The 17905-nt window shown below is 72.1% G+C and carries 16 protein-coding genes; 10 read left to right on the top strand and 6 right to left on the bottom strand.

The window, feature by feature from the left end; all coding sequences use genetic code 11:
• Nucleotides 1-14: 14 nt before the first annotated feature.
• Both AB0M63_RS41750 and AB0M63_RS41745 read right to left on the bottom strand, forming a co-directional pair.
• Nucleotides 15-767, bottom strand: a complete 753-nt coding sequence (locus tag AB0M63_RS41750; RefSeq protein ID WP_355902416.1) for a L,D-transpeptidase family protein — start codon at nt 765-767, stop codon at nt 15-17.
• A gap of 41 nt (nt 768-808) precedes the next feature.
• Complete coding sequence (locus AB0M63_RS41745) at nt 809-2233, bottom strand: M1 family metallopeptidase (protein ID WP_366023059.1); 1425 nt, start codon at nt 2231-2233, stop codon at nt 809-811.
• 167 nt (nt 2234-2400) lie between these two features.
• Here AB0M63_RS41745 and AB0M63_RS41740 point away from each other — a divergent pair, with 167 nt between their 5' ends.
• A complete protein-coding gene (locus AB0M63_RS41740; RefSeq protein WP_355902420.1) occupies nt 2401-2751 on the top strand; it encodes a DUF488 family protein in 351 nt (116 codons plus the stop codon).
• Between the two features lie 22 nt (nt 2752-2773).
• On the opposite strand, the gene AB0M63_RS41735 is transcribed toward AB0M63_RS41740, so the two are convergent.
• On the bottom strand, nt 2774-4447 hold the full coding sequence (locus AB0M63_RS41735) for an FAD-binding dehydrogenase (RefSeq protein ID WP_366023058.1): 1674 nt from the start codon (nt 4445-4447) through the stop codon (nt 2774-2776).
• Nucleotides 4448-4463: 16 nt separating this feature from the next.
• Nucleotides 4464-5090 carry a helix-turn-helix domain-containing protein gene (locus AB0M63_RS41730; RefSeq protein ID WP_366023057.1) on the bottom strand — a complete coding sequence of 209 codons (627 nt, stop codon included), beginning with the start codon at nt 5088-5090 and terminating at the stop codon, nt 4464-4466.
• 131 nt (nt 5091-5221) lie between these two features.
• Here AB0M63_RS41730 and AB0M63_RS41725 point away from each other — a divergent pair, with 131 nt between their 5' ends.
• From AB0M63_RS41725 to AB0M63_RS41715, 3 genes are all read left to right on the top strand, one after another.
• Complete coding sequence (locus AB0M63_RS41725; RefSeq protein ID WP_366023056.1) at nt 5222-5851, top strand: alpha-ketoglutarate-dependent dioxygenase AlkB; 630 nt, start codon at nt 5222-5224, stop codon at nt 5849-5851.
• A 138-nt stretch (nt 5852-5989) separates the two neighbouring features.
• Nucleotides 5990-6739, top strand: coding sequence for an MBL fold metallo-hydrolase (locus AB0M63_RS41720; RefSeq protein WP_366023055.1), 750 nt, complete (start codon nt 5990-5992; stop codon nt 6737-6739).
• A gap of 9 nt (nt 6740-6748) precedes the next feature.
• Nucleotides 6749-7984 carry a DUF4032 domain-containing protein gene (locus AB0M63_RS41715; RefSeq protein WP_366023054.1) on the top strand — a complete coding sequence of 412 codons (1236 nt, stop codon included), beginning with the start codon at nt 6749-6751 and terminating at the stop codon, nt 7982-7984.
• Here the strand turns inward: AB0M63_RS41715 and AB0M63_RS41710 are convergent.
• The gene (locus AB0M63_RS41710) at nt 7973-9007 is read right to left on the bottom strand and encodes a LacI family DNA-binding transcriptional regulator (RefSeq protein WP_366023053.1); all 1035 of its coding nucleotides are present in this window, start codon (nt 9005-9007) and stop codon (nt 7973-7975) included. The genes AB0M63_RS41715 and AB0M63_RS41710 overlap by 12 nt on opposite strands.
• 168 nt (nt 9008-9175) lie before the next feature.
• Here AB0M63_RS41710 and AB0M63_RS41705 point away from each other — a divergent pair, with 168 nt between their 5' ends.
• On the top strand, nt 9176-9961 hold the full coding sequence (locus AB0M63_RS41705) for a TIM barrel protein (RefSeq protein ID WP_366023052.1): 786 nt from the start codon (nt 9176-9178) through the stop codon (nt 9959-9961).
• A gap of 7 nt (nt 9962-9968) precedes the next feature.
• Here AB0M63_RS41705 and AB0M63_RS41700 read toward each other — a convergent pair whose 3' ends face one another.
• The gene (locus AB0M63_RS41700) at nt 9969-10847 is read right to left on the bottom strand and encodes a universal stress protein (protein WP_366023051.1); all 879 of its coding nucleotides are present in this window, start codon (nt 10845-10847) and stop codon (nt 9969-9971) included.
• Between the two features lie 61 nt (nt 10848-10908).
• On the opposite strand from AB0M63_RS41700, the gene AB0M63_RS41695 reads away from it, so the two are divergent.
• The 5 genes from AB0M63_RS41695 (at nt 10909) to AB0M63_RS41675 (ending at nt 17900) form a co-directional block, all read left to right on the top strand.
• Entirely contained in the window at nt 10909-11262 is a 354-nt protein-coding gene (locus AB0M63_RS41695; protein ID WP_366023050.1) for a VOC family protein, read from the top strand.
• Nucleotides 11263-11382: 120 nt separating this feature from the next.
• Entirely contained in the window at nt 11383-13059 is a 1677-nt protein-coding gene (locus AB0M63_RS41690) for an FAD-dependent oxidoreductase (protein WP_366023049.1), read from the top strand.
• Nucleotides 13056-14513, top strand: a complete 1458-nt coding sequence (locus AB0M63_RS41685; protein WP_366023048.1) for an ATP-binding protein — start codon at nt 13056-13058, stop codon at nt 14511-14513. The genes AB0M63_RS41690 and AB0M63_RS41685 overlap by 4 nt, the downstream gene beginning before the upstream one ends.
• Nucleotides 14510-14860 (top strand): UBP-type zinc finger domain-containing protein, encoded by a 351-nt coding sequence (locus AB0M63_RS41680; protein WP_355902443.1) that lies wholly within the window; start codon nt 14510-14512, stop codon nt 14858-14860. Before AB0M63_RS41685 ends, AB0M63_RS41680 begins: the two co-directional genes overlap by 4 nt.
• A 76-nt stretch (nt 14861-14936) precedes the next feature.
• Nucleotides 14937-17900 (top strand): AAA family ATPase, encoded by a 2964-nt coding sequence (locus AB0M63_RS41675; protein WP_366023047.1) that lies wholly within the window; start codon nt 14937-14939, stop codon nt 17898-17900.
• The last annotated feature ends 5 nt before the right edge of the window (nt 17901-17905 follow it).

The raw sequence follows: 17905 nt of genomic DNA, 5'->3' as shown, positions 1-17905 counted from the left end.
CGGATCCTAGGCGGTCAGTGGGAGAGGGAGGCCGCGTCGCCCATGACGACGACGGGGTGCTGAGCGGGGTCCAGGGTGTGCAGGAGTTCCTTCATGTGGTTCTCGGCGATGCTGACACAGCCGTGGGTGGGGCCGCCGTGGTCGACGTGGATCCAGATGCCGCCGCCCCGCGAGGAGCCGAGGGGGCGGGTCCAGTCGAGGGGTGAAGTGCCGGGCTGCCGGTTGTAGTTGATGGCGATCACATAGTCGAAGGAGCCGGCCAGCGACTCGCCCTCGAAGCCGGTGCCGGGCGAGGTGAAGCCCGTCCCCTGGTCGTACGACAGTTTGGTGCCCGGGTCCTTGAGCAGCCCGCCCGCGTCTGTGAGCGAGTAGACACCGATCGGCGAGCGCAGGTCACCGGCCATGTGGTGGTCCGACCAGCCCTTGAGGGCGTTGTGCGCGGCCCAGCTCGCGACCGGCTGCCAGCCTGTGTCGGTGCGCTCGTACAGGGCGAGTGTGGAGAGGGGGGAGTCCTTGCCCCGGCCGGTCACCAGGACGACCTGCCGGGTGTCGGCGGGTATCCGGGCCAGGGTCTTGGCCCCCACGCCCGGCAGTTGCCGTGGGGCCGACTCCGCGGATATCTCCGACGACGGCGAGGGCGAGGCCGCGGGGGCGGCGGCGGGAGCGGCGGCGGACGTGTGGTCCGTCGCCGCCAGCGCACCGCCGCCGCAGCCCGTGAGAAGAAGGGACGCGGCGACCAGTGCGACCGGGGACATACGAGTGATCATGAGTCGACGATGACCGACACATGTGAGGAACTCGTCAGCTCCTACGGTTGGGCCGGTTTCCCTTTCGTGTAGAGCCAGGTGTGGAACAGAACGTCCAGCTTCTTCCCCGACTTCTTCTCCGCAAGGCTGATGAACTGTGCGGTGGTGCCGTGCCCGTAGCGGTGGTCGCCTGCCCAGGCGCGGAGGATCGCGAAGAAGGTCTTGTCGCCGACGGCCAGGCGCAGTTCGTGCAGGGTCATGGCCCCGCGGTCGTACACCGGTGTGCCGAAGATGTCGGCGCCGCTGCCCGGGTCGCCGGGCGGGAACGCCCACAGGCCGTCGGTCGCCTTGCGGGCGTAGAGCGCGTCGAAGGTCTGCTGTGCGGTCCTGCCGCCGTGCTGCTCGCTGTAGAGCCACTCCGCGTAGGTCGCGAAGCCCTCGTTGAGCCAGATGTCCTTCCACGCGGTGAGGGAGACGGAGTCCCCGAACCACTGGTGGGCGTTCTCGTGCACGAGGGTGGCGAGGTCCGGCGCCGAGTCGTAGATCGGCCGCCCCTGGGTCTCCAGGGCGTAGCCGACGTCCGGGGCGTGGTCGACGATCGACCCGGCCGAGCGGAACGGATAGGGGCCGAACAGCTTGCTCTCCCACTCCAGGACGGCGGGCAGTTGCTTCAGGACGGGAGCGGCGGCGGTGGCCTCGCGGGGGTCGACGGCGTTGTACACCTTGACGCCGTCGCGGGTGGTGTACTGCTCGACCTTGAACTTGCCGACCGTGGCGGTGGCGAGGTAGGCGGCCATGGGCTCCGGCGCGTGCCAGCGGAACGTGGTCTTCCCGTGGGCGGTCCGCTGCCCGAGGAGCACGCCGTTGGCGACGGCGGTGCGGCCCTGCGGGACCGTGATCGTGAAGTCGTACGACGACTTGTCCTTGGGGTGGCTGTTCGCCGGGAACCACGTCATCGCGCCCTGCGGCTCGCCGGCCACGAAGGCGCCGTCGTCGGTGGTGATCCAGCCGTCCGCCGAGCCGTCCGGGTCGGTGACCTGCTGGGGGGTGCCGTTGTAGGTGACGGTGACCTGGAACTCCTGGCCCTTGCGCAGGGCCCTGCGCGGGGTGACGACGAGTTCCTGTCCGTCGCGGCGGAAGCCCGCCTTGACGTGGTCCACCGTCAGACCGGTGACCTTGAGTCCGTCGAGGTCGAGGTCGAAGCGGGTGAGCTGCTCGGTGGCGCGGGCGGTGAGGACCGCGTTGCCGTCGAGGTGGTGGCTCGCCGGGTCGTAACGGAGCGTCAGGCCGTAGTGGGCGACGTGGTAGCCGCCGTTGCCGGAGAGCGGGAAGTACGGGTCGCCCGCGCCGGACGAGCCGATCGTCGTCGCGCCCGCGGGCGAGGCCGCCGCGAGCAGGGCCGCGACGGCGACGGGGACGGTCCCGGCGACGGCGCCGCGCCGGAGACCCGCGGTGCGTCTTGTGGACTGCTGCCGGAGGTGCGTCACATGCGCTCCTACAGGGTGAGAGGGGTGATCATCCGTCTCAGAGACTAGGCGGCGGCCTCGATCGGAATCCCTCTCATTCAGGTCAAGTTACGCCGCGTCGCCGCCGCGCCTGGTGTGTCCCCGGTCGTAGGCTCGCCGCACCACCGCCGCCCGAGGGAGCCCTGCCCGTGACCGTCCGCGTGCGCCGTGTCTACGATCCGCCCGAGCCGGAGGACGGAGTGCGTGTCCTGGTCGACCGGCTGTGGCCGCGCGGTCTGTCCAAGGACGCGGCCCGCGTCGACGAGTGGCCCAAGGCCCTCACCCCGTCCGCCGAACTGCGCCGCTGGTACCACGCGGGCGAGGGCTCCTACGAGGAGTTCAGCGGCCGTTACGAGGCGGAGCTGAACGCGCCCGAGGCGGCCGAACTCCTGCACACGCTGCGGAACTTGGTCCGTATGGGGCCGGTGACCCTGCTGACGGCGGTCAGGTCTCCGCAGGAGAGCCACGCCTCGGTGCTGGCCCGCCTCCTCGACGACTGAGGAGACGGGCCCCAGCGCCCGGTCAGGCCGTCTGCTGGGCCGCCGCGCGTCCCGCCGCGCGCCCGGAGAAGAGGCAGCCACCGAGGAAGGTGCCTTCGAGGGCGTTGTAGCCGTGCACGCCACCACCGCCGAAGCCGGCCACCTCGCCCGCCGCGTAGAGACCGCCGATCGGCTGCCCGTCGGAGCCCAGGGCGCGGGAGTCGAGGTCGGTCTGGATGCCGCCGAGGGTCTTGCGGGTCAGGACGTGCAGCTTGACGCCGATCAGCGGGCCGGCCGCGGGGTCGAGGATGCGGTGCGGGGTGGCGACGCGGCCCAGGCGGTCGCCGATGTAGCGCCGGGCGTTGCGGATGCCCTGGATCTGCGAGTCCTTGCTGTACGGGTTGGCCATCTGGAGATCGCGGGCCACGATCTGGCGGCGCACCACGGCCGCGTCCAGGAGCGGCTTGTCGGTCAACTGGTTCATCTTCTCGACCAGTTGCTCCAGATTGCCGGCGGTCACGAAGTCCGCGCCCTTGCGCAGGAAGGCGTCCACCGGGCCCGGGGCGCCCTTGCCGAGCAGCCGGTCGCGCAGGACCGCCTTCTTGTCCTTGGCGGTGATGTCGGGGTTCTGCTCGGAGCCCGACAGCGCGAACTCCTTCTCGATGATCTTCTGGGTGAGGATGAACCAGGAGTGGTCGTGCTCCGCCAAGTCCGCTGTCGTGCGCAGGTACTTGAGGGTGTTGAGGGTGTCGTAACCCGGCAGGCACGGGTCGGGCAGGCGGCGGCCGAGAGCGTCGAACCACAGGGAGGACGGGCCGGGCAGGATGCGGATGCCGTGGCCGGGCCAGACCGGGTTCCAGTTCTGCAGGCCCTCGGTGTAGTGCCACATGCGGTCGCGGTTGACCAGCCGTACGCCCGCCTCGGCGCTGATGTCGAGCATCCGCCCGTCGACGTAGGCGGGGACGCCGGTGACCATCTCGGCGGGCGGGGTGCCGAGGCGCTCGGGCCAGTAGCGGCGGACGATGTCGTGGTTGGCGCCGATGCCGCCGGTGGTGACGACGACGGCCTGCGCGGTGAGTTCGAACTCCCCGATCGCCTCGCGGCTGGAAGCGACGCCCCGCGCCGAGTCGTCCTGGGCGAGGACCGTGCCGCGCACGCCGCGCGCCTCGCCCTCGGCCACGACCAGCTCGTCGACCTGGTGGCGGTGGTAGAAGGTGAGCAGTCCGTCGCGGGCGGCCTGGCGCGCGTGGTCGACGAAGGGTTCGACGACTCCGGTGCCGGTGCCCCAGGTGACGTGGAAGCGCGGGACGGAGTTGCCGTGTCCGTGGGCGCGCAGGTCGCCGCGTTCCGCCCAGCCGACCGTGGGCAGCAGCTTGATGCCGTGACTCTCCAGCCAGGGCCGCTTCTCGCCGGCCGCGAACTCGACGTAGGCGCGCGCCCAGCGCACCGCCCACGCGTCCTCGTCGTCGACCCGGTCGAAGCCGGCGCTGCCCTGCCAGTCGTTCCAGGCCAGGTCGAAGGAGTCCTTGATGCCGAGGCGACGCTGCTCCGGGGAGTCGACGAGGAACAGGCCGCCGAAGGACCAGAACGCCTGCCCTCCGAGGTTGGCGGCGTTCTCCTGGTCGACGAGCGCGACCCGGCGTCCCCGGCTGGTCAGTTCATGGGCCGCGACCAGTCCCGCGAGACCCGCTCCGACCACGATGACGTCCGCGTCCATGCGATCGCCGCCTTCCTCATTCGGATGTGCCGCTGCCGTCGGTCAGCAGGGCGGTGAGTAGTTGTTTGAGCCAGACGCGGGCGTGCTCCACGTCCTTGTCCAGCAGCAGTTGGGTGGTGACTCCGTCGTAGGCGGCGACCACGGCGTGTGCCGCCGCGTCGACGTCGCCGAGCACGGCGGGGAGTTCGGCCAGGCCCCGGGCGCGGGTGAGCCGGTGCGCGATCGCCCCGCGCAGCCGCGCCCGGTGGTCCAGCAGGGTCTGCGCGACCTCGGCGTCCCGGGCCGCGTGCACCAGGAAGTCGGTCTTGACCAGGAGCCAGTCCAGGTCGAGGAGGAGCACGTCGGTGACGCGGTCCACGGCGGCGGGCACGTCGAGGTCGGGACCGTCGAGGGCGAGGGCGCCGGCCACCTGCTCGGCGATCAGGTCGGCCCGCTCCTGATAGAGCGCGAAGAACAGCTCGTCCAGGGTGGCGAAGTTCGAGTAGAAGGCGCCCCGGCTGTAGCCGGCGGCCTCGCAGACCTCCTCGATGGAGACCCGGCCGAACCCTTTGGCGGCGAACACGGCGAACGCGGCGTCCAGCAGGTTGGCGCGCGTGCGGACCCGGCGCCTGGTCACGCGCTTGGCCGTCGCCTCCGCCGCCATGCCCGGTCCCTCCGTGCGTCCGCTGCTGGATACGCGAATGTATCCGATACACCGATGTATCGAAAGGTCGTGTATCGAAAGGCCGCGATTTTCATGGGAACAGATATTCGAATAAGGAGTACGCTGGTTCCATGACCGCGCACCACCTCCAGGGCTCCCTCTTCGACCAGACCGACCGGCCTCGCCTCGGCTCCCTCGACGGGATACGCCGTACCGCACTGGGTTTCGGCGCCTGGATCGACGTGCTGCCCGGGTGGCTCGGCGGCGCCGACGCCCTCTTCGAGGAACTGGCCGCCGAGGTGCCGTGGCGCGCGGAGCGCCGTCAGATGTACGACCAGATGGTGGCCGTACCACGACTGCTCGCCTTCTACGACGACGGGGACGCGCTGCCGCACCCGGTGCTGGCCGAGGCGCGGGACGCGCTCTCGGCGTACTACGCACGGGAGTTGGGCGAACCGTTCGCGACCTCCGGGCTGTGCTACTACCGGGACGGCCGGGACAGTGTGGCCTGGCACGGCGACCGGATCGGGCGGGGTGCCCGGGAGGACACGATGGTGGCGATCCTCTCCGTGGGCACGCCCCGTGATCTGCTGCTGCGTCCGCTGCGCGGCGGCGAGTCGGTGCGCCGCCCGCTGGGGCACGGCGACCTGATCGTGATGGGCGGCTCCTGCCAGCGGACCTGGGAGCACTGCGTCCCCAAGACCACCCGAGCCGCGGGAGGACGCATCAGCGTGCAGTTCCGCCCGCACGGCGTGCGCTGAGGCGGAGAGGCGGCCGCTTCGGAGGCACGCGGGGGCCGCCTCCGGCGGACGGTGCCGGAGGCGGCTTCCCCCGCGCGCGCCGGGAACGCGCACGTCTGGTTGGCTGTCCCCGTACGCACCACCACGCAAGGGACGATCATGCGGGCAGAAGTACACCAAGTCGCCGACGGCACCTACCTGGTGCACGGCAGCAACACCAACTGGGTGATCCTCAAGGACGGTGACACGGCCACGCTGGTGGACACCGGCTACCCCGGGGACCGCGAGCTCGTGCTCGACTCCCTTGAGCAGGTGGGGAGTTCACCGAAGGCGGTCGCGGCGGTGCTGATCACCCACGCCCACAACGACCACCTCGGTTCGGCCGCGTACCTGCACGGCGCCCACGGCACGCCCGTGTACGCGCACGAGGCCGAAGTGCCGCACGCCCGCCGGGAGTTCCTCCAGCAGGTGACCGTCGCGGACGTGCTGAGGAACGTCTGGCGTCCGGGAGTGCTGCCGTGGATGGTGCACACGATCCGGGTCGGAGGCACCGAGCAGCATCCGGTCGCCACGGCCGAGGCGTTTCCCGGCGCGGGCGGCCCGCTGGACCTGCCCGGTCGGCCCGTCCCCGTGCACACCCCCGGCCACACGAGCGGGCACTGTGTCTTCCACCTCCCGGAGCGCGGGATCGTCATCTCCGGGGACGCCCTGGTGAGCGGCCACCCCACCTCGCGGATCAAGGGCCCGCAACTGCTGCCCGACATGTTCCATCACGAGCGCGACCGTGCCGTGGCCTCGCTGGACGTCCTCGAAGCGCTGGACGCCGACACGCTGCTGCCCGGCCACGGCCCCGTGCACACCGGTCCGGTCCGTGGAGCGGCACAGCGCGCCCGCGAACACGCGATCTAAGGTCACCTCATGGCCCTGCAGATCAACGCGACCAACCCGGAGCATCCGGTCCTCCTGCTGGAACTCCCGTGGGACGTTCCCCTGGAGGAGTGGCCCGACGAGTACCTGGTGCCCCTGCCGCGCGGCATCTCCCGCCACGTGGTGCGCTACGCCCGGGCCGGCAGCGAGGTGATAGCCGTCAAGGAGCTGGCGGAACGGCCCGCGCTGCGCGAGTACGAGCTGCTGCGCGACCTGGACCGGCTCGGCATCCCGGCCGTCGACCCCCTCGCCGTGGTCACCGGACGCGCCGACGCCCTCGGCGAGCCGCTGGAACCGGTGCTGATCACCCGGCACCTGGGCGGCTCGATGCCGTACCGCTCTATGTTCGAGACGACGCTGCGCCCGGCCACCATGCACCGCCTGATGGACGCGCTCGCGGTGCTGCTGGTGCGGCTGCACCTGGCCGGGTTCGCGTGGGGCGACTGCTCGCTGTCCAACACGCTGTTCCGGCGGGACGCGGGCGCCTACGCCGCGTATCTGGTGGACGCCGAGACCGGCGATCTGCACCCGCGGCTGAGCGACGGACAGCGGGAGTACGACCTCGACCTCGCCCGCGTGAACATCAGCGGGGAACTGCTCGACCTGGAGGCGTCCGGGGCGCTGCACCCGGCCGTCGACCCGATCGAGTTCGGCATGGAGATCTGCGCCCGCTACCAGAGCCTGTGGGAGGAGCTGACCCGGGTCTCGGTGTATCCGGCGGGCAAGTACCACTTCATCGAACGCCGGATCCGGCGCCTGAACGAACTCGGCTTCGACGTCGCCGAGATGCAGATCGAGCACTCCTCGAACGGCGACACGGTCACCTTCGTGCCCAAGGTCGTCGACGCGGGCCACCACCAGCGTCAACTGCTGCGCCTGACCGGCCTGGACGCCGAGGAGAACCAGGCGCGGCGGCTGCTCAACGACCTGGAGAGCTGGATGGCCACCCAGGACGACTACGCCCCGGGCGATCCGCTCAACGCCCGGCCCGAGGTGCTCGCGCACCGTTGGGTGCGGGACGTGTTCCGGCCGACCGTGCGCGCCGTGCCGCTAGAACTGCGCGGCTCTATGGACCCGGCCGAGATCTACCACGAGCTGCTCGAACACCGCTGGTATCTCGCCGAGCGGGCCCAGCACGACATCGACCTGGACACGGTGGTCGCGGACTACGTCAAGAACATCCTGCCGAAGGCCCGCGAGACCCTGGAGCCGACCTCACCGGGGTGACCCGGGCCGGCCCGTGGTGCCCCGCACGACGAGGCGGGGCGGTACGACCTGCTCGCCGTCCGGTACGTCGATCCCGTCCAGCCGGGCGATCGCGCGGCCGACGGAGAGTTCCGCGAGGCGGGGGACGTCCTGGGCGACGGTGGTGAGGTCGATGTGGGCGAGGCGGGACAGGCTGGTGTCGTCGAAGCCGACCACGGAGATCTCGCCGGGGACGGTGACACCGGCCCGCAGGAAGGTGTCGAGGACGCCTGTGGCGCAGCGGTCGTTGAAGGCGAGGACCGCACAGGGCCGGGACTTCTCCGCCAGCAGGGCGCGGGCCGCCCGCGCACCGTCCTCCTCGGTGGGCCCGCCCGGCACGATGTGGACGTGGCCGGCGAGGCCGTGCCGCTGCATCGCGGTGCGGTAGCCGCGGCGGCGGTCGGCGGCGCCGGGCGCCCGGCCGCCGTCGATGTGGGCGACGGCCCGGTGGCCGAGCGCGACGAGGTGGTCCACGGCCTGGCGGGCGCCCTCGTCGTCGGCGGTGCGGACGACGTCCACGCCCGGCGGGGCGGGCCGCAGCCGCCGGGCCACCGAGACCACCGGCACCTGGGTCGCCAGGTGCGCGAGGCGGGCGGCCGGGACCTCGGGGCCGAGCAGCACGAGCGCCTCGCACCGGTCGGCGAGCAGCGCCTCCACGGCCTGCCGCTCACCGCGCGTGGGCGCGACCGCGCTGAGGGCGACCTGGTAGCCGGCCGGCTCGGCGGCGGCGTAGATGCCCTCCACCAGGTCGGTGTGGAAGGGATGGCGCAGCCCGAACTGCACACCGAGCAGCCGTGAGCGGTTGCTGCGCAGCACCCTCGCCCGGGTGTCCGGCCGGTAACCGATCTCTTCTGCGGCCCTGAGCACCCGCTCACGCGTGGTGGCGCTGGCGCCGTAGGCACCGCGCATCACGATGGAGACCAGCGCGACGGACACGCCCGCGCGGGCCGCGACATGGGCCAGGGTGGGCCGCTTGCCGTCGGGCACCGCGGGGTTGGCCGGCACGGATGTCCTCCCGGTCGAGGGGTCGGGGTGTGTTCGTCCGGAGGATCGTAGCTGCTCGGAGAGGTTCTACAACGTTCTAGAACCTCTCCCCCGTGAAGCCTTGACACGGACATCGGGCGATGGCGTACTACTGCCGTCTAGAACGTTCTAGAAGAGGGCGAGCAAGTCATGTACACCTTGGCGGTCTGTGCCGAGATGGTCTTCCGGGACCTGCCGATCCACGAGCGGGCGCGGCGCGTCCACGAGGCCGGTTTCCAGGTCGAGATCTGGGACTGGACCCGGCACGACCTGGACGCGCTCTCGCGGACCCCGGCCGAGTTCTCGTCGATGACGGGCTACATCCGGGGCAGCCTCACCGACGAGGCGGGCGCCGACGAACTCCTGCGCACCGCCGAGGAGTCGGTCAAGGCAGCGGACCAACTGGGCTGCCCCCGCCTCAACCTGCACGGCACGGGGCTCGACTCCGAGGGCCTGCCGGTGGTGCCGGTGCGCGGCGAGCCCACCGGTCCGATGTGGATCGCCGCCCACCGCACCCTGACCCGCCTCGCCGAGCTGGGCGAGAGCAACGGGGTCACCTTCACGCTGGAGAACCTCAACTCCGCGGTCGACCACCCGGGCGTCCCCTTCGGGACGGCCGCCGACACCCTGGCCCTGGTCGCGGCCGTGGACCGTCCCGGTCTGCGCATGAACCTGGACCTGTACCACGCCCAGATCGGCGAGGGAAACCTCATCGAACTCGTCCGCAAGGCACACCTGTTGAACCTGATCGGCGAGATCCAGGTGGCCGACGTACCCGGCCGCCAGGAGCCCGGCACCGGCGAGATCAACTACCCGGCGATCGCCCGCGCCCTCACCGACATCGGCTACGACGGCACGGTCGCGATGGAGGCCTGGGCCTCGGAGAGCGACAGCGAGCGCGCCCTGGACCGCTTCCGCACCGCGTTCACCGTCTGACCCGGGTTCAGGCCCGGGGCGACGGCACCACGGCCACCGGGCACTCCGCGTGGTGCAGCACCCCGTGCGCGACCGAGCCGATCCGCGCGCCCACCGCCGTCCGGTGGGCGCGCCGCCCGACGACCGTCAACTGCGCCCGCCGGGCCAACGCCAGCAGCACCTGCCCCGCGCTGCCCATCTCCACGTGCTCGATCACGGGGACGTCGGGGAAGCGCTCCCGCCATGGCTCCAGTGCCTCGGCGAGGGCCTGCTTCTCGTACGGTTCGAGGCCGCCGACCTCGTCCAGGAGCTTCAGGGAGCCCGGGCTGTAGGCGAACACGGGCGGCAGGGTCCACGCCCGTACCGCCCGCACGGTGGCACCGCGGGCCGCCGCCGTCGCGAAGGCGAAGCCCAGTGCGGCGGCACTGTCCTCCGGGTCGCCCTGCTGACCTACGACGATGTCGCGCCCGGCGGCCTCCCCGGACGCCTCGTCCCCTGCGCGCACGAGCACGACAGGCCGTACGGCATCGGCTATCACCTGCTGTCCGACCGAACCGAGGAGGAAGCCGACGACGGGCCCGTGCCCGCGCGAGCCGAGCACCATCAGTTCCGCGTCGGCAGCGGCGGCGGTCAGCGTGGCGACGGGGTCGCCCTCCAGGATGTCGGTGGTGATGTCCAGTTCCGGGTGACGTTCGGCGAGGGTCCGGGCGGCCTCGGCGGCCGCGTCGCGCACCCAGCGGTCCTGGGTGTCCCGGTCCCCGGCGCCGAGCGCCTGATGCGGCTCGTACCGCCAGACATGCACCACCCGCAGCGCCAGCCCCCGCCGTACCGCCTCCCGGCCCGCCCAGGCGAGCGCGGCGAGACTCTCCGCCGATCCGTCGACCCCTGCCGTGATCGGGCGTGTCATCCCGCGGCCTCCCTGTGTTGCGGTCACCTGTACCGGACCCAGTCTTCACTACCCTGCGCGCATGACCTTGGAGTGGGAGCAGGTGGTCGTGGACGCGGCCGATCCCGTCGTGCTCGGGCGCTGGTGGGCCGAGGCGCTCGGGTGGGTGGTGGTGGGCGAGGCACCGGACGAGTTCGAGATCCGCCCGGAGCCGGACCGCCTGCCCGGGCTGCTGTTCGTGCCGGTGCCCGAGAGCAGGACGGTCAAGAACCGGCTGCATCTGGACTTCCGGCCCGACGACCAGGAGGCCGAGGTGATCCGGCTGCTGGCACTCGGCGCACGGACGGCGGACGTCGGGCAGGGCGAGCGGTCGTGGGTGGTGCTGGCGGATCCGGAGGGCAACGAGTTCTGCGTGTTGCGCTCCCGGCGCCGCTGAGGCCGCCGTATCGGGTGTAGCGGAGCGCACCGGGGCGATCGAACATACGATGGTCGGGAGCCGGCGCGGTGACAACGGCGCCGCCGTGCCGTGAAGCCGACCACTCGGGGTGGGAGACGTATGGCACAGGCCGCCGAAGCCGCGCGGACCGTCATCATGACCGTGGACGACGACCCGGGAGTGTCCCGGGCCGTCGCCCGTGACCTGCGGCGGCGCTACGGCGAGTCGTACCGGATCGTGCGCGCGGAGTCCGGGGAGTCCGCGCTGGACGCACTGCGCGAACTGAAACTGCGCGGGGATCTCGTGGCCGTGATCCTGGCCGACTACCGCATGCCGCAGATGAACGGCATCGAGTTCCTGGAGCAGGCCCTCGATGTCTATCCGGGCGCGCGCCGGGTGCTGCTGACCGCGTACGCGGACACGGACGCGGCGATCGACGCGATCAACGTCGTGGACCTCGACCACTATCTGCTGAAGCCCTGGGACCCGCCGGAGGAGAAGCTCTACCCGGTCCTGGACGACCTCCTGGAGGCGTGGCGGAACAGCGACTACCGGCCGGTGCCCGCCACGAAGGTGGTCGGGCACCGCTGGTCCGCGCGCTCCTCGGACGTGCGGGAGTTCCTGGCCCGCAACCAGGTTCCGTACCGCTGGTACGCGGCGGACAGCCCGGAGGGGCTGCGGCTGATGTCCGCCGCCGGGCAGGACGGGCAGCGGCTGCCGCTCGTCATCACCGCCGACGGGTCGGTGCTGGTCGAGCCGGAGGCACCCGAGCTGGCCGCGGAGGTGGGGCTCGCGACCACGCCCACGGCCGACTTCTACGACCTCGTCGTGATCGGCGGCGGACCGGCCGGGCTCGGCGCGGCCGTGTACGGGGCCTCGGAGGGGCTGCGCACGGTTCTCGTGGAACGGTCGGCCACCGGTGGCCAGGCCGGGCAGAGTTCGCGGATCGAGAACTACCTCGGCTTCCCGGACGGTGTGTCGGGGGCTCAACTCACCGACCGGGCAAGGCGGCAGGCCACCAAGTTCGGTGCCGAGATCCTGACCGCGCGCGAGGTCACGGGGCTTGAGGCCAACGGGTCGGCGCGGGTCGTACGGTTCGCGGACGGCTCGGCGGTCGCCGCGCACGCCGTGATCCTGGCGACCGGTGTGTCCTACCGGCAGTTGGAGGCGCCCGGCACGCCCGACCTGACGGGCTGCGGGGTCTACTACGGCTCGGCGCTCACCGAGGCCGCCTCCTGCCAGGGGCACGACGTGTACATCGTCGGCGGCGCCAACTCGGCGGGGCAGGCGGCGATGTACCTGGCCCGGGGCGCCAAGTCGGTGACCCTGCTGGTGCGCGGTTCCTCGCTGGCCGCGTCGATGTCGTACTACCTGATCCAGCAGATCAACGAGGCGGAGAACATCTCCGTGCGCACCGGCACGGTCGTGGACGCCGCGCACGGCTCCGACCACCTGGAGCAGCTCACCCTGCGCGACACGGAGAGCGGGAAGACCGAACTCGTCGACGCGCAGTGGATGTTCGTGTTCATCGGCGCGGCCCCGCTGACCGACTGGCTGGACGGCGCGGTGGCGCGCGACGAGCGCGGGTTCATCCTGGCCGGGCCCGACCTCACCGCGGACGGAAAGCCGCCCGCGGACTGGGAGTTGGACCGGCCGCCGTACCACCTGGAGACCAACATTCCCGGCGTGTTCGTGGCGGGCGACGCGCGCGCCGAGTCCGCGAAACGTGTCGCGTCCGCCGTCGGAGAGGGAGCCATGGCCGTGATGCTCGTCCACCGCTACCTGGAGCAGTCATGAGCGGCCAGGTGCTGCCGTGCAGCCCGCAGGAGATCGGCACGCTGTTCCTGTTCGAGAAGCTGACGCCGGAGCAGCTCGGCAGGCTGTGCTGCGACGGGCGGGTGGAGCTGTTCGAGGCCGGGCCCGTCTACACCGAGGGCGATCCCGCCACCTGCTTCTACGTCATGATCGAGGGCACCGTGGTGCTGTCGCGCCGGGTCGGCGGCGACGACGTGGAGGTGGCCCGGACCTCGCAACGCGGGGTGTACACGGGCGCGATGCAGGCCTACATCGGGGACCGGGTGCAGCAGGTGTACCTCAACTCGATGCGGGTGACGGAGCCGACGCGGTTCTTCGTGCTGCCCGCCGAGACGTTCGCGGCCATCATGAGCGAGTGGTTCCCGATGGCGGTCCATCTGCTGGAGGGGCTCTTCTTCGGCCAGAAGAGCAGCCAGTTGGCGATCAGCCAGCGTGAACGGCTGCTGGCGCTCGGCTCGTTGTCGGCCGGGCTGACCCACGAACTCAACAACCCGGCGGCGGCCGCGGTCCGGGCCACCTCGACGCTGCGGGAGCGGGTGGCGAAGATGCGGCACAAGCTCCGTGTCATCTCCTCCGGCCCGTACTCGCGCGAGGACCTCGCCAACCTCATCGACATCCAGGAGCGCACGGCCGAACGGGTCGCCAAGGCACCCTCGTTGAGCCCGCTGGAGGCCTCGGACCGCGAGGACGAGCTGACGGACTGGCTCGACGACCACGGCATCACGGAGAGCTGGCAGATCGCGCCGACGTTCGTGCAGGCCGGTCTCGACGTCGAGTGGCTGGACCAGATCGCGGCGGCCGTCGACGCGGAGATCCTGCCCGGGGCGATCGGCTGGCTCAACTACACGGTCGAGACAGAGCTGTTGATGACGGAGATCGAGGACTCCACGACCCGCGTCTCGAATCTCGTCGGTGCCGCCAAGCAGTACTCGCAGCTGGACCGCGCGCCCTACCAGGTCGCCGACGTCCACGAACTCCTCGACAGCACACTGCTGATGCTCGCGGGGAAGTTCGGCGACCGGATCAAGGTCGTCAAGGAGTACGACCGGACGCTCCCGAGGATCCCGGCCTACCCGGCCGAGCTCAACCAGGTGTGGACGAATCTGATCGACAACGCGGTCTCGGCCATGAACAGCGCGGGCGGGGAAGGCACGTTGACGGTACGGACGGCCCTGGTGCGCGACCAGTTGATGGTGGAGTTCCGTGACACGGGACCGGGTGTGCCGCAGGAGATCCGCGGCCGTATCTTCGATCCGTTCTTCACCACCAAGCCGGTGGGCGAGGGCACGGGCCTCGGTCTGGACATCTCCTGGCGGATCGTCGTGAACAAGCACCACGGCACGCTCCAGGTGGAGTCGGCACCGGGCGACACCCGCTTCCAGGTCCTGCTCCCCCTCACCGCCACGGACAACGAGACGCCCGAGGAGTCCGCATGAACGACATCACCGGAATCGACCCCAGTGTCCCGCCGAGCGGTGCCGGGTGCGTGGAGTGCGACGCGGCCGGCGGCTGGTGGTTCCACCTCCGGCGGTGCGCCCAGTGCGGTCACATCGGCTGTTGCGACGACTCCCCCGCCAAGCACGCCACCGCCCACTACCAGTCCACGGGACACCCGTTCATCCAGAGCTACGAGCCGGGCGAGAACTGGTTCTGGAACTTCGGCACCTCCGAGCTGTACGACTCCGGGCCCGAACTCGCCGCCCCGGTGAGCCACCCGAAGGACCAGCCGACGCCCGGTCCGGCGGGACGGGTGCCGGCGAACTGGGCCGAGACGCTGCGCTGAACCGGCCCATCGCGCGGGAGGTGCCTCCTGCCCGGTGGCCAGGTGCGTTGTCGGTGGCGCGTGCCAGGATGGGGACGTGTCGCAATCCGTAGCAGCCGCGCCGCTCATCGGCCGGGACGAGGAACTGGCCCGTCTCACCGGTGTACTGGAGCGTGCCCGCGCGGGCACGGCCGGGGCCGTGCTGGTCGCCGGGGACGCGGGCGTCGGCAAGACCCGGATCCTGGACGAGATCGCCGGGCGGGCCGCGACCGCCGGGATGACGGTGCTCACCGGGCACTGTGTCGATCTCGGTGACGTCGGTCTGCCGTATCTGGCGTTCACCGAGATCCTCGGGGTGCTCGCCGACGACGAGCGGTTCGCCGCCGCCCTGGCCGCGCATCCGGCGGTCGACCGGCTGCTCGGCGCGGGCACGGACGCGGCCCGGGACGCGGGCGGGAGGCTGCGGCTCTTCGAGGGCATGGCCGGACTGCTCGCCGACCTCTCCGACCTCGCTCCCCTGCTCCTGGTCCTGGAGGACCTGCACTGGGCCGACCAGTCCTCCCGCGACCTGCTGCGCTTCCTGCTCAGCCGCGGCATCCTCCAGCGTCCGGCCGGCGGGGCCCCCACCCACCGCCTCGCGGTCTTCGCCTCGTACCGCGCGGACGACCTCCACCGCCGGCATCCGCTACGGCCCCTGCTGGCCGAGCTCGTGCGGCTGCCCGCCGTGGAGCGCCTGGAGCTGCGGCCCATGGGGGACGCGGAGGTCGCCCGGCTGGTGCGCGCCCTGCGCACGGCTCCGGTGCCGGACGGCACGGTCCGCCGGATCGTCGAGCGCGCCGAGGGAAACGCCTTCTACGCCGAGGAGTTGCTCGCGGCGACCGACCTGGAGGCGGGCGGGGTGCCCAGCGGTCTGGCCGACGTCCTGCTGTTCCGGTTCGAGCAACTCTCCGACACCGCCCAGCAGGTGCTGCGCACCGCGGCCGTCGCCGGACGCCGGGTCGAGTACGACCTGCTGCGGGACGCGGTCCAACTCCCGGAGGACGAGGTGGAGTCGGCGCTGCGGGAGGCCGTCGAGCGGCAGCTCCTGGTCCCCGGGCACGGTGACACGTACTCCTTCCGGCACGCCCTCGCCCGCGAGGCGGTGTACGCGGATCTGCTGCCCGGCGAGCGGTCCCGGCTGCACGGCTCGTTCGCCCGTCTCCTCGCCGGGCGCGGGCACCCCGCCGAGAGCGCGGCCGAGCGCGCCCACCACTACCGCGAGAGCCATGATCCGGCCGAGGCCCTGGCCGCCTCGCTGGAGGCCGCCGACCACGCCCAGCGGGTGGGCGCGCCCGCCGAGGAGCTACGGCATCTCGAAACCGCCCTCGACCTGTGGACCTCGGTCGACCCGGCGGCCCGGCCCGCCCGCGAGGGCATCGACAGTGTGACCCTCACGCTGCGCGCCTCGGCCGCGGCCGCGCACGCCGGGGACGCGCACCGGGCGGTCTCCCTCACCCGGTCCGCACTCGCCGGGATCGGCCAGGACACCGACTCCGAGCTGGCCGCCCGGGTCCGCTACACCCTGGCCGGCAATCTCATCGGCGTGGACAGCCTGACGGCCGCGTTCGCCTACAGCAGCGAGGCGTTGGCGATGATCCCCGCCGAACCGCCCTCGCGGACCTGGGTGTGGGCGGCGGCCACGCATGTGATGGCGGCGCGGCAGGTCGGCGAGGACGAGATCGCGCTGCGGGTCGCCCGCCAGGCCCTGCGCACTGCCGAGGAACTCCGGCTGGACGACGCCCGGGCCGATCTGCTGATCTCGCTGGCCGGACTCGAAGGCGGCGGCCGACGCACCCGGGAGGGGCGCGAACGGCTCGCGGAGGCACGCGAGTTGGCCCGTCGCGCGGGACACGCGCCCCTGGAGATGCGCGCCCTGTTCAACCTCGCCATCGGCAGCTTCGAGTCCGGGGACCTGGAGGAGTGCCTGCCCTGGCTCACCGAGGGGCTGGACCGGGCCCGTCGCGCCGGGCTGCTCTCGTCGCCGTATCCGCTGGAGATGCGCTATCTCCACCTGCTGGTGCTGTACACGCTGGGCCGCTGGGACGAGTGCGCGAAGGTCGCCGCGAGCGACGCGCAGGTGCTGCCGCGTGCGGGCGGCTTCACCATGGGGCCGGCACTGTATGTGGCGCTGGCGCGGGGTGACTCGAGGGCCGCCGAGCGGGCGCGTGCCCTGCTGGACGGGCCGTTCGACTGGATGGCCGCGCTGGTGGCGGGCATCGTGCTGACGGATGCCGCCGCCTTCCAGGGGGATCCGGAGGCGGCCGTGGAGCGGATGCGGGCGGCGGTCACGGCGCTCACCGACGACTCCGGCCGGCGTCCCGATGTCACGGTCCGGCTCGCCGCGCTCGCCCTGTCCGCCGTCGCCGACCGGGCCGCCGCGCTGCGGCTCACCGGTGACGAGGCGGGGACGGGCCGCTGGACGGACACCGCGACGGAGCTCGTCGAGCTGGCGCGGACCACGGCGACGGAGGGACGGAACGGCCTTCCGCAGGGACCCGAGGGGATGGCCTGGCTGGCCCGCGCCGAAGCGGAGTGGGTACGGGCGGCCACGGGAACGGACGCGGCGGCCTGGGAGAAGACGGTGGCCGCCTTCGACTACGGCGACCCGTACGAGCGGGCCCGCTGCCAATTCCGGTTCGCGGAAGCCCTGTTGGCGGCCGACCGCCGTGAGGAGGCCGCCGCCCAGGCCGGTGCGGCCCGGGAGACGGCCACCCGGCTCGGTGCCGCACCCCTGCTCGCCCAGGTGGACACGCTGGTCCGCCGGGGCCGTCTCGGCGACCAGGCTTCGGACGCCGGGGACCGCCCCTCGCCGCTGACGGCCCGCGAGCGGGACGTGCTGCGGCTGCTCGCCCTCGGCCGCAGCAACCGCCAGATCGGCGAGGAGCTGTTCATCACCGGCAAGACGGCGAGCGTCCACGTGTCCAACATCCTCGCGAAGCTGGGCGCCGCGAGCCGCACGGAAGCGGTGGCGATCGCCTACCGCCAGGGCCTGATCACCCCGGAGGCGACGGCGTCCGGCTGACGTTC

It is taken from the genome of Streptomyces sp. NPDC051576 (assembly GCF_040681835.1).
Classification (GTDB): Bacteria; Actinomycetota; Actinomycetes; order Streptomycetales; family Streptomycetaceae; genus Streptomyces.
This window is presented reverse-complemented; position numbering and strand designations above follow the sequence as displayed.

What these genes read in the sequence shown, in the direction of transcription:
- AB0M63_RS41680 (WP_355902443.1), top strand. Translation starts at nt 14,510, where the DNA reads ATGAACGACATCACCGGAATCGACCCCAGTGTCCCGCCGAGCGGTGCC.
- AB0M63_RS41725 (WP_366023056.1), top strand. Translation starts at nt 5,222, where the DNA reads ATGACCGCGCACCACCTCCAGGGCTCCCTCTTCGACCAGACCGACCGG.
- AB0M63_RS41705 (WP_366023052.1), top strand. Translation starts at nt 9,176, where the DNA reads ATGTACACCTTGGCGGTCTGTGCCGAGATGGTCTTCCGGGACCTGCCG.
- AB0M63_RS41735 (WP_366023058.1), bottom strand. Translation starts at nt 4,447, where the DNA reads ATGGACGCGGACGTCATCGTGGTCGGAGCGGGTCTCGCGGGACTGGTC.
- AB0M63_RS41720 (WP_366023055.1), top strand. Translation starts at nt 5,990, where the DNA reads ATGCGGGCAGAAGTACACCAAGTCGCCGACGGCACCTACCTGGTGCAC.
- AB0M63_RS41695 (WP_366023050.1), top strand. Translation starts at nt 10,909, where the DNA reads ATGACCTTGGAGTGGGAGCAGGTGGTCGTGGACGCGGCCGATCCCGTC.
- AB0M63_RS41750 (WP_355902416.1), bottom strand. Translation starts at nt 767, where the DNA reads ATGATCACTCGTATGTCCCCGGTCGCACTGGTCGCCGCGTCCCTTCTT.
- AB0M63_RS41700 (WP_366023051.1), bottom strand. Translation starts at nt 10,847, where the DNA reads ATGACACGCCCGATCACGGCAGGGGTCGACGGATCGGCGGAGAGTCTC.
- AB0M63_RS41715 (WP_366023054.1), top strand. Translation starts at nt 6,749, where the DNA reads ATGGCCCTGCAGATCAACGCGACCAACCCGGAGCATCCGGTCCTCCTG.
- AB0M63_RS41685 (WP_366023048.1), top strand. Translation starts at nt 13,056, where the DNA reads ATGAGCGGCCAGGTGCTGCCGTGCAGCCCGCAGGAGATCGGCACGCTG.
- AB0M63_RS41730 (WP_366023057.1), bottom strand. Translation starts at nt 5,090, where the DNA reads ATGGCGGCGGAGGCGACGGCCAAGCGCGTGACCAGGCGCCGGGTCCGC.
- AB0M63_RS41690 (WP_366023049.1), top strand. Translation starts at nt 11,383, where the DNA reads ATGGCACAGGCCGCCGAAGCCGCGCGGACCGTCATCATGACCGTGGAC.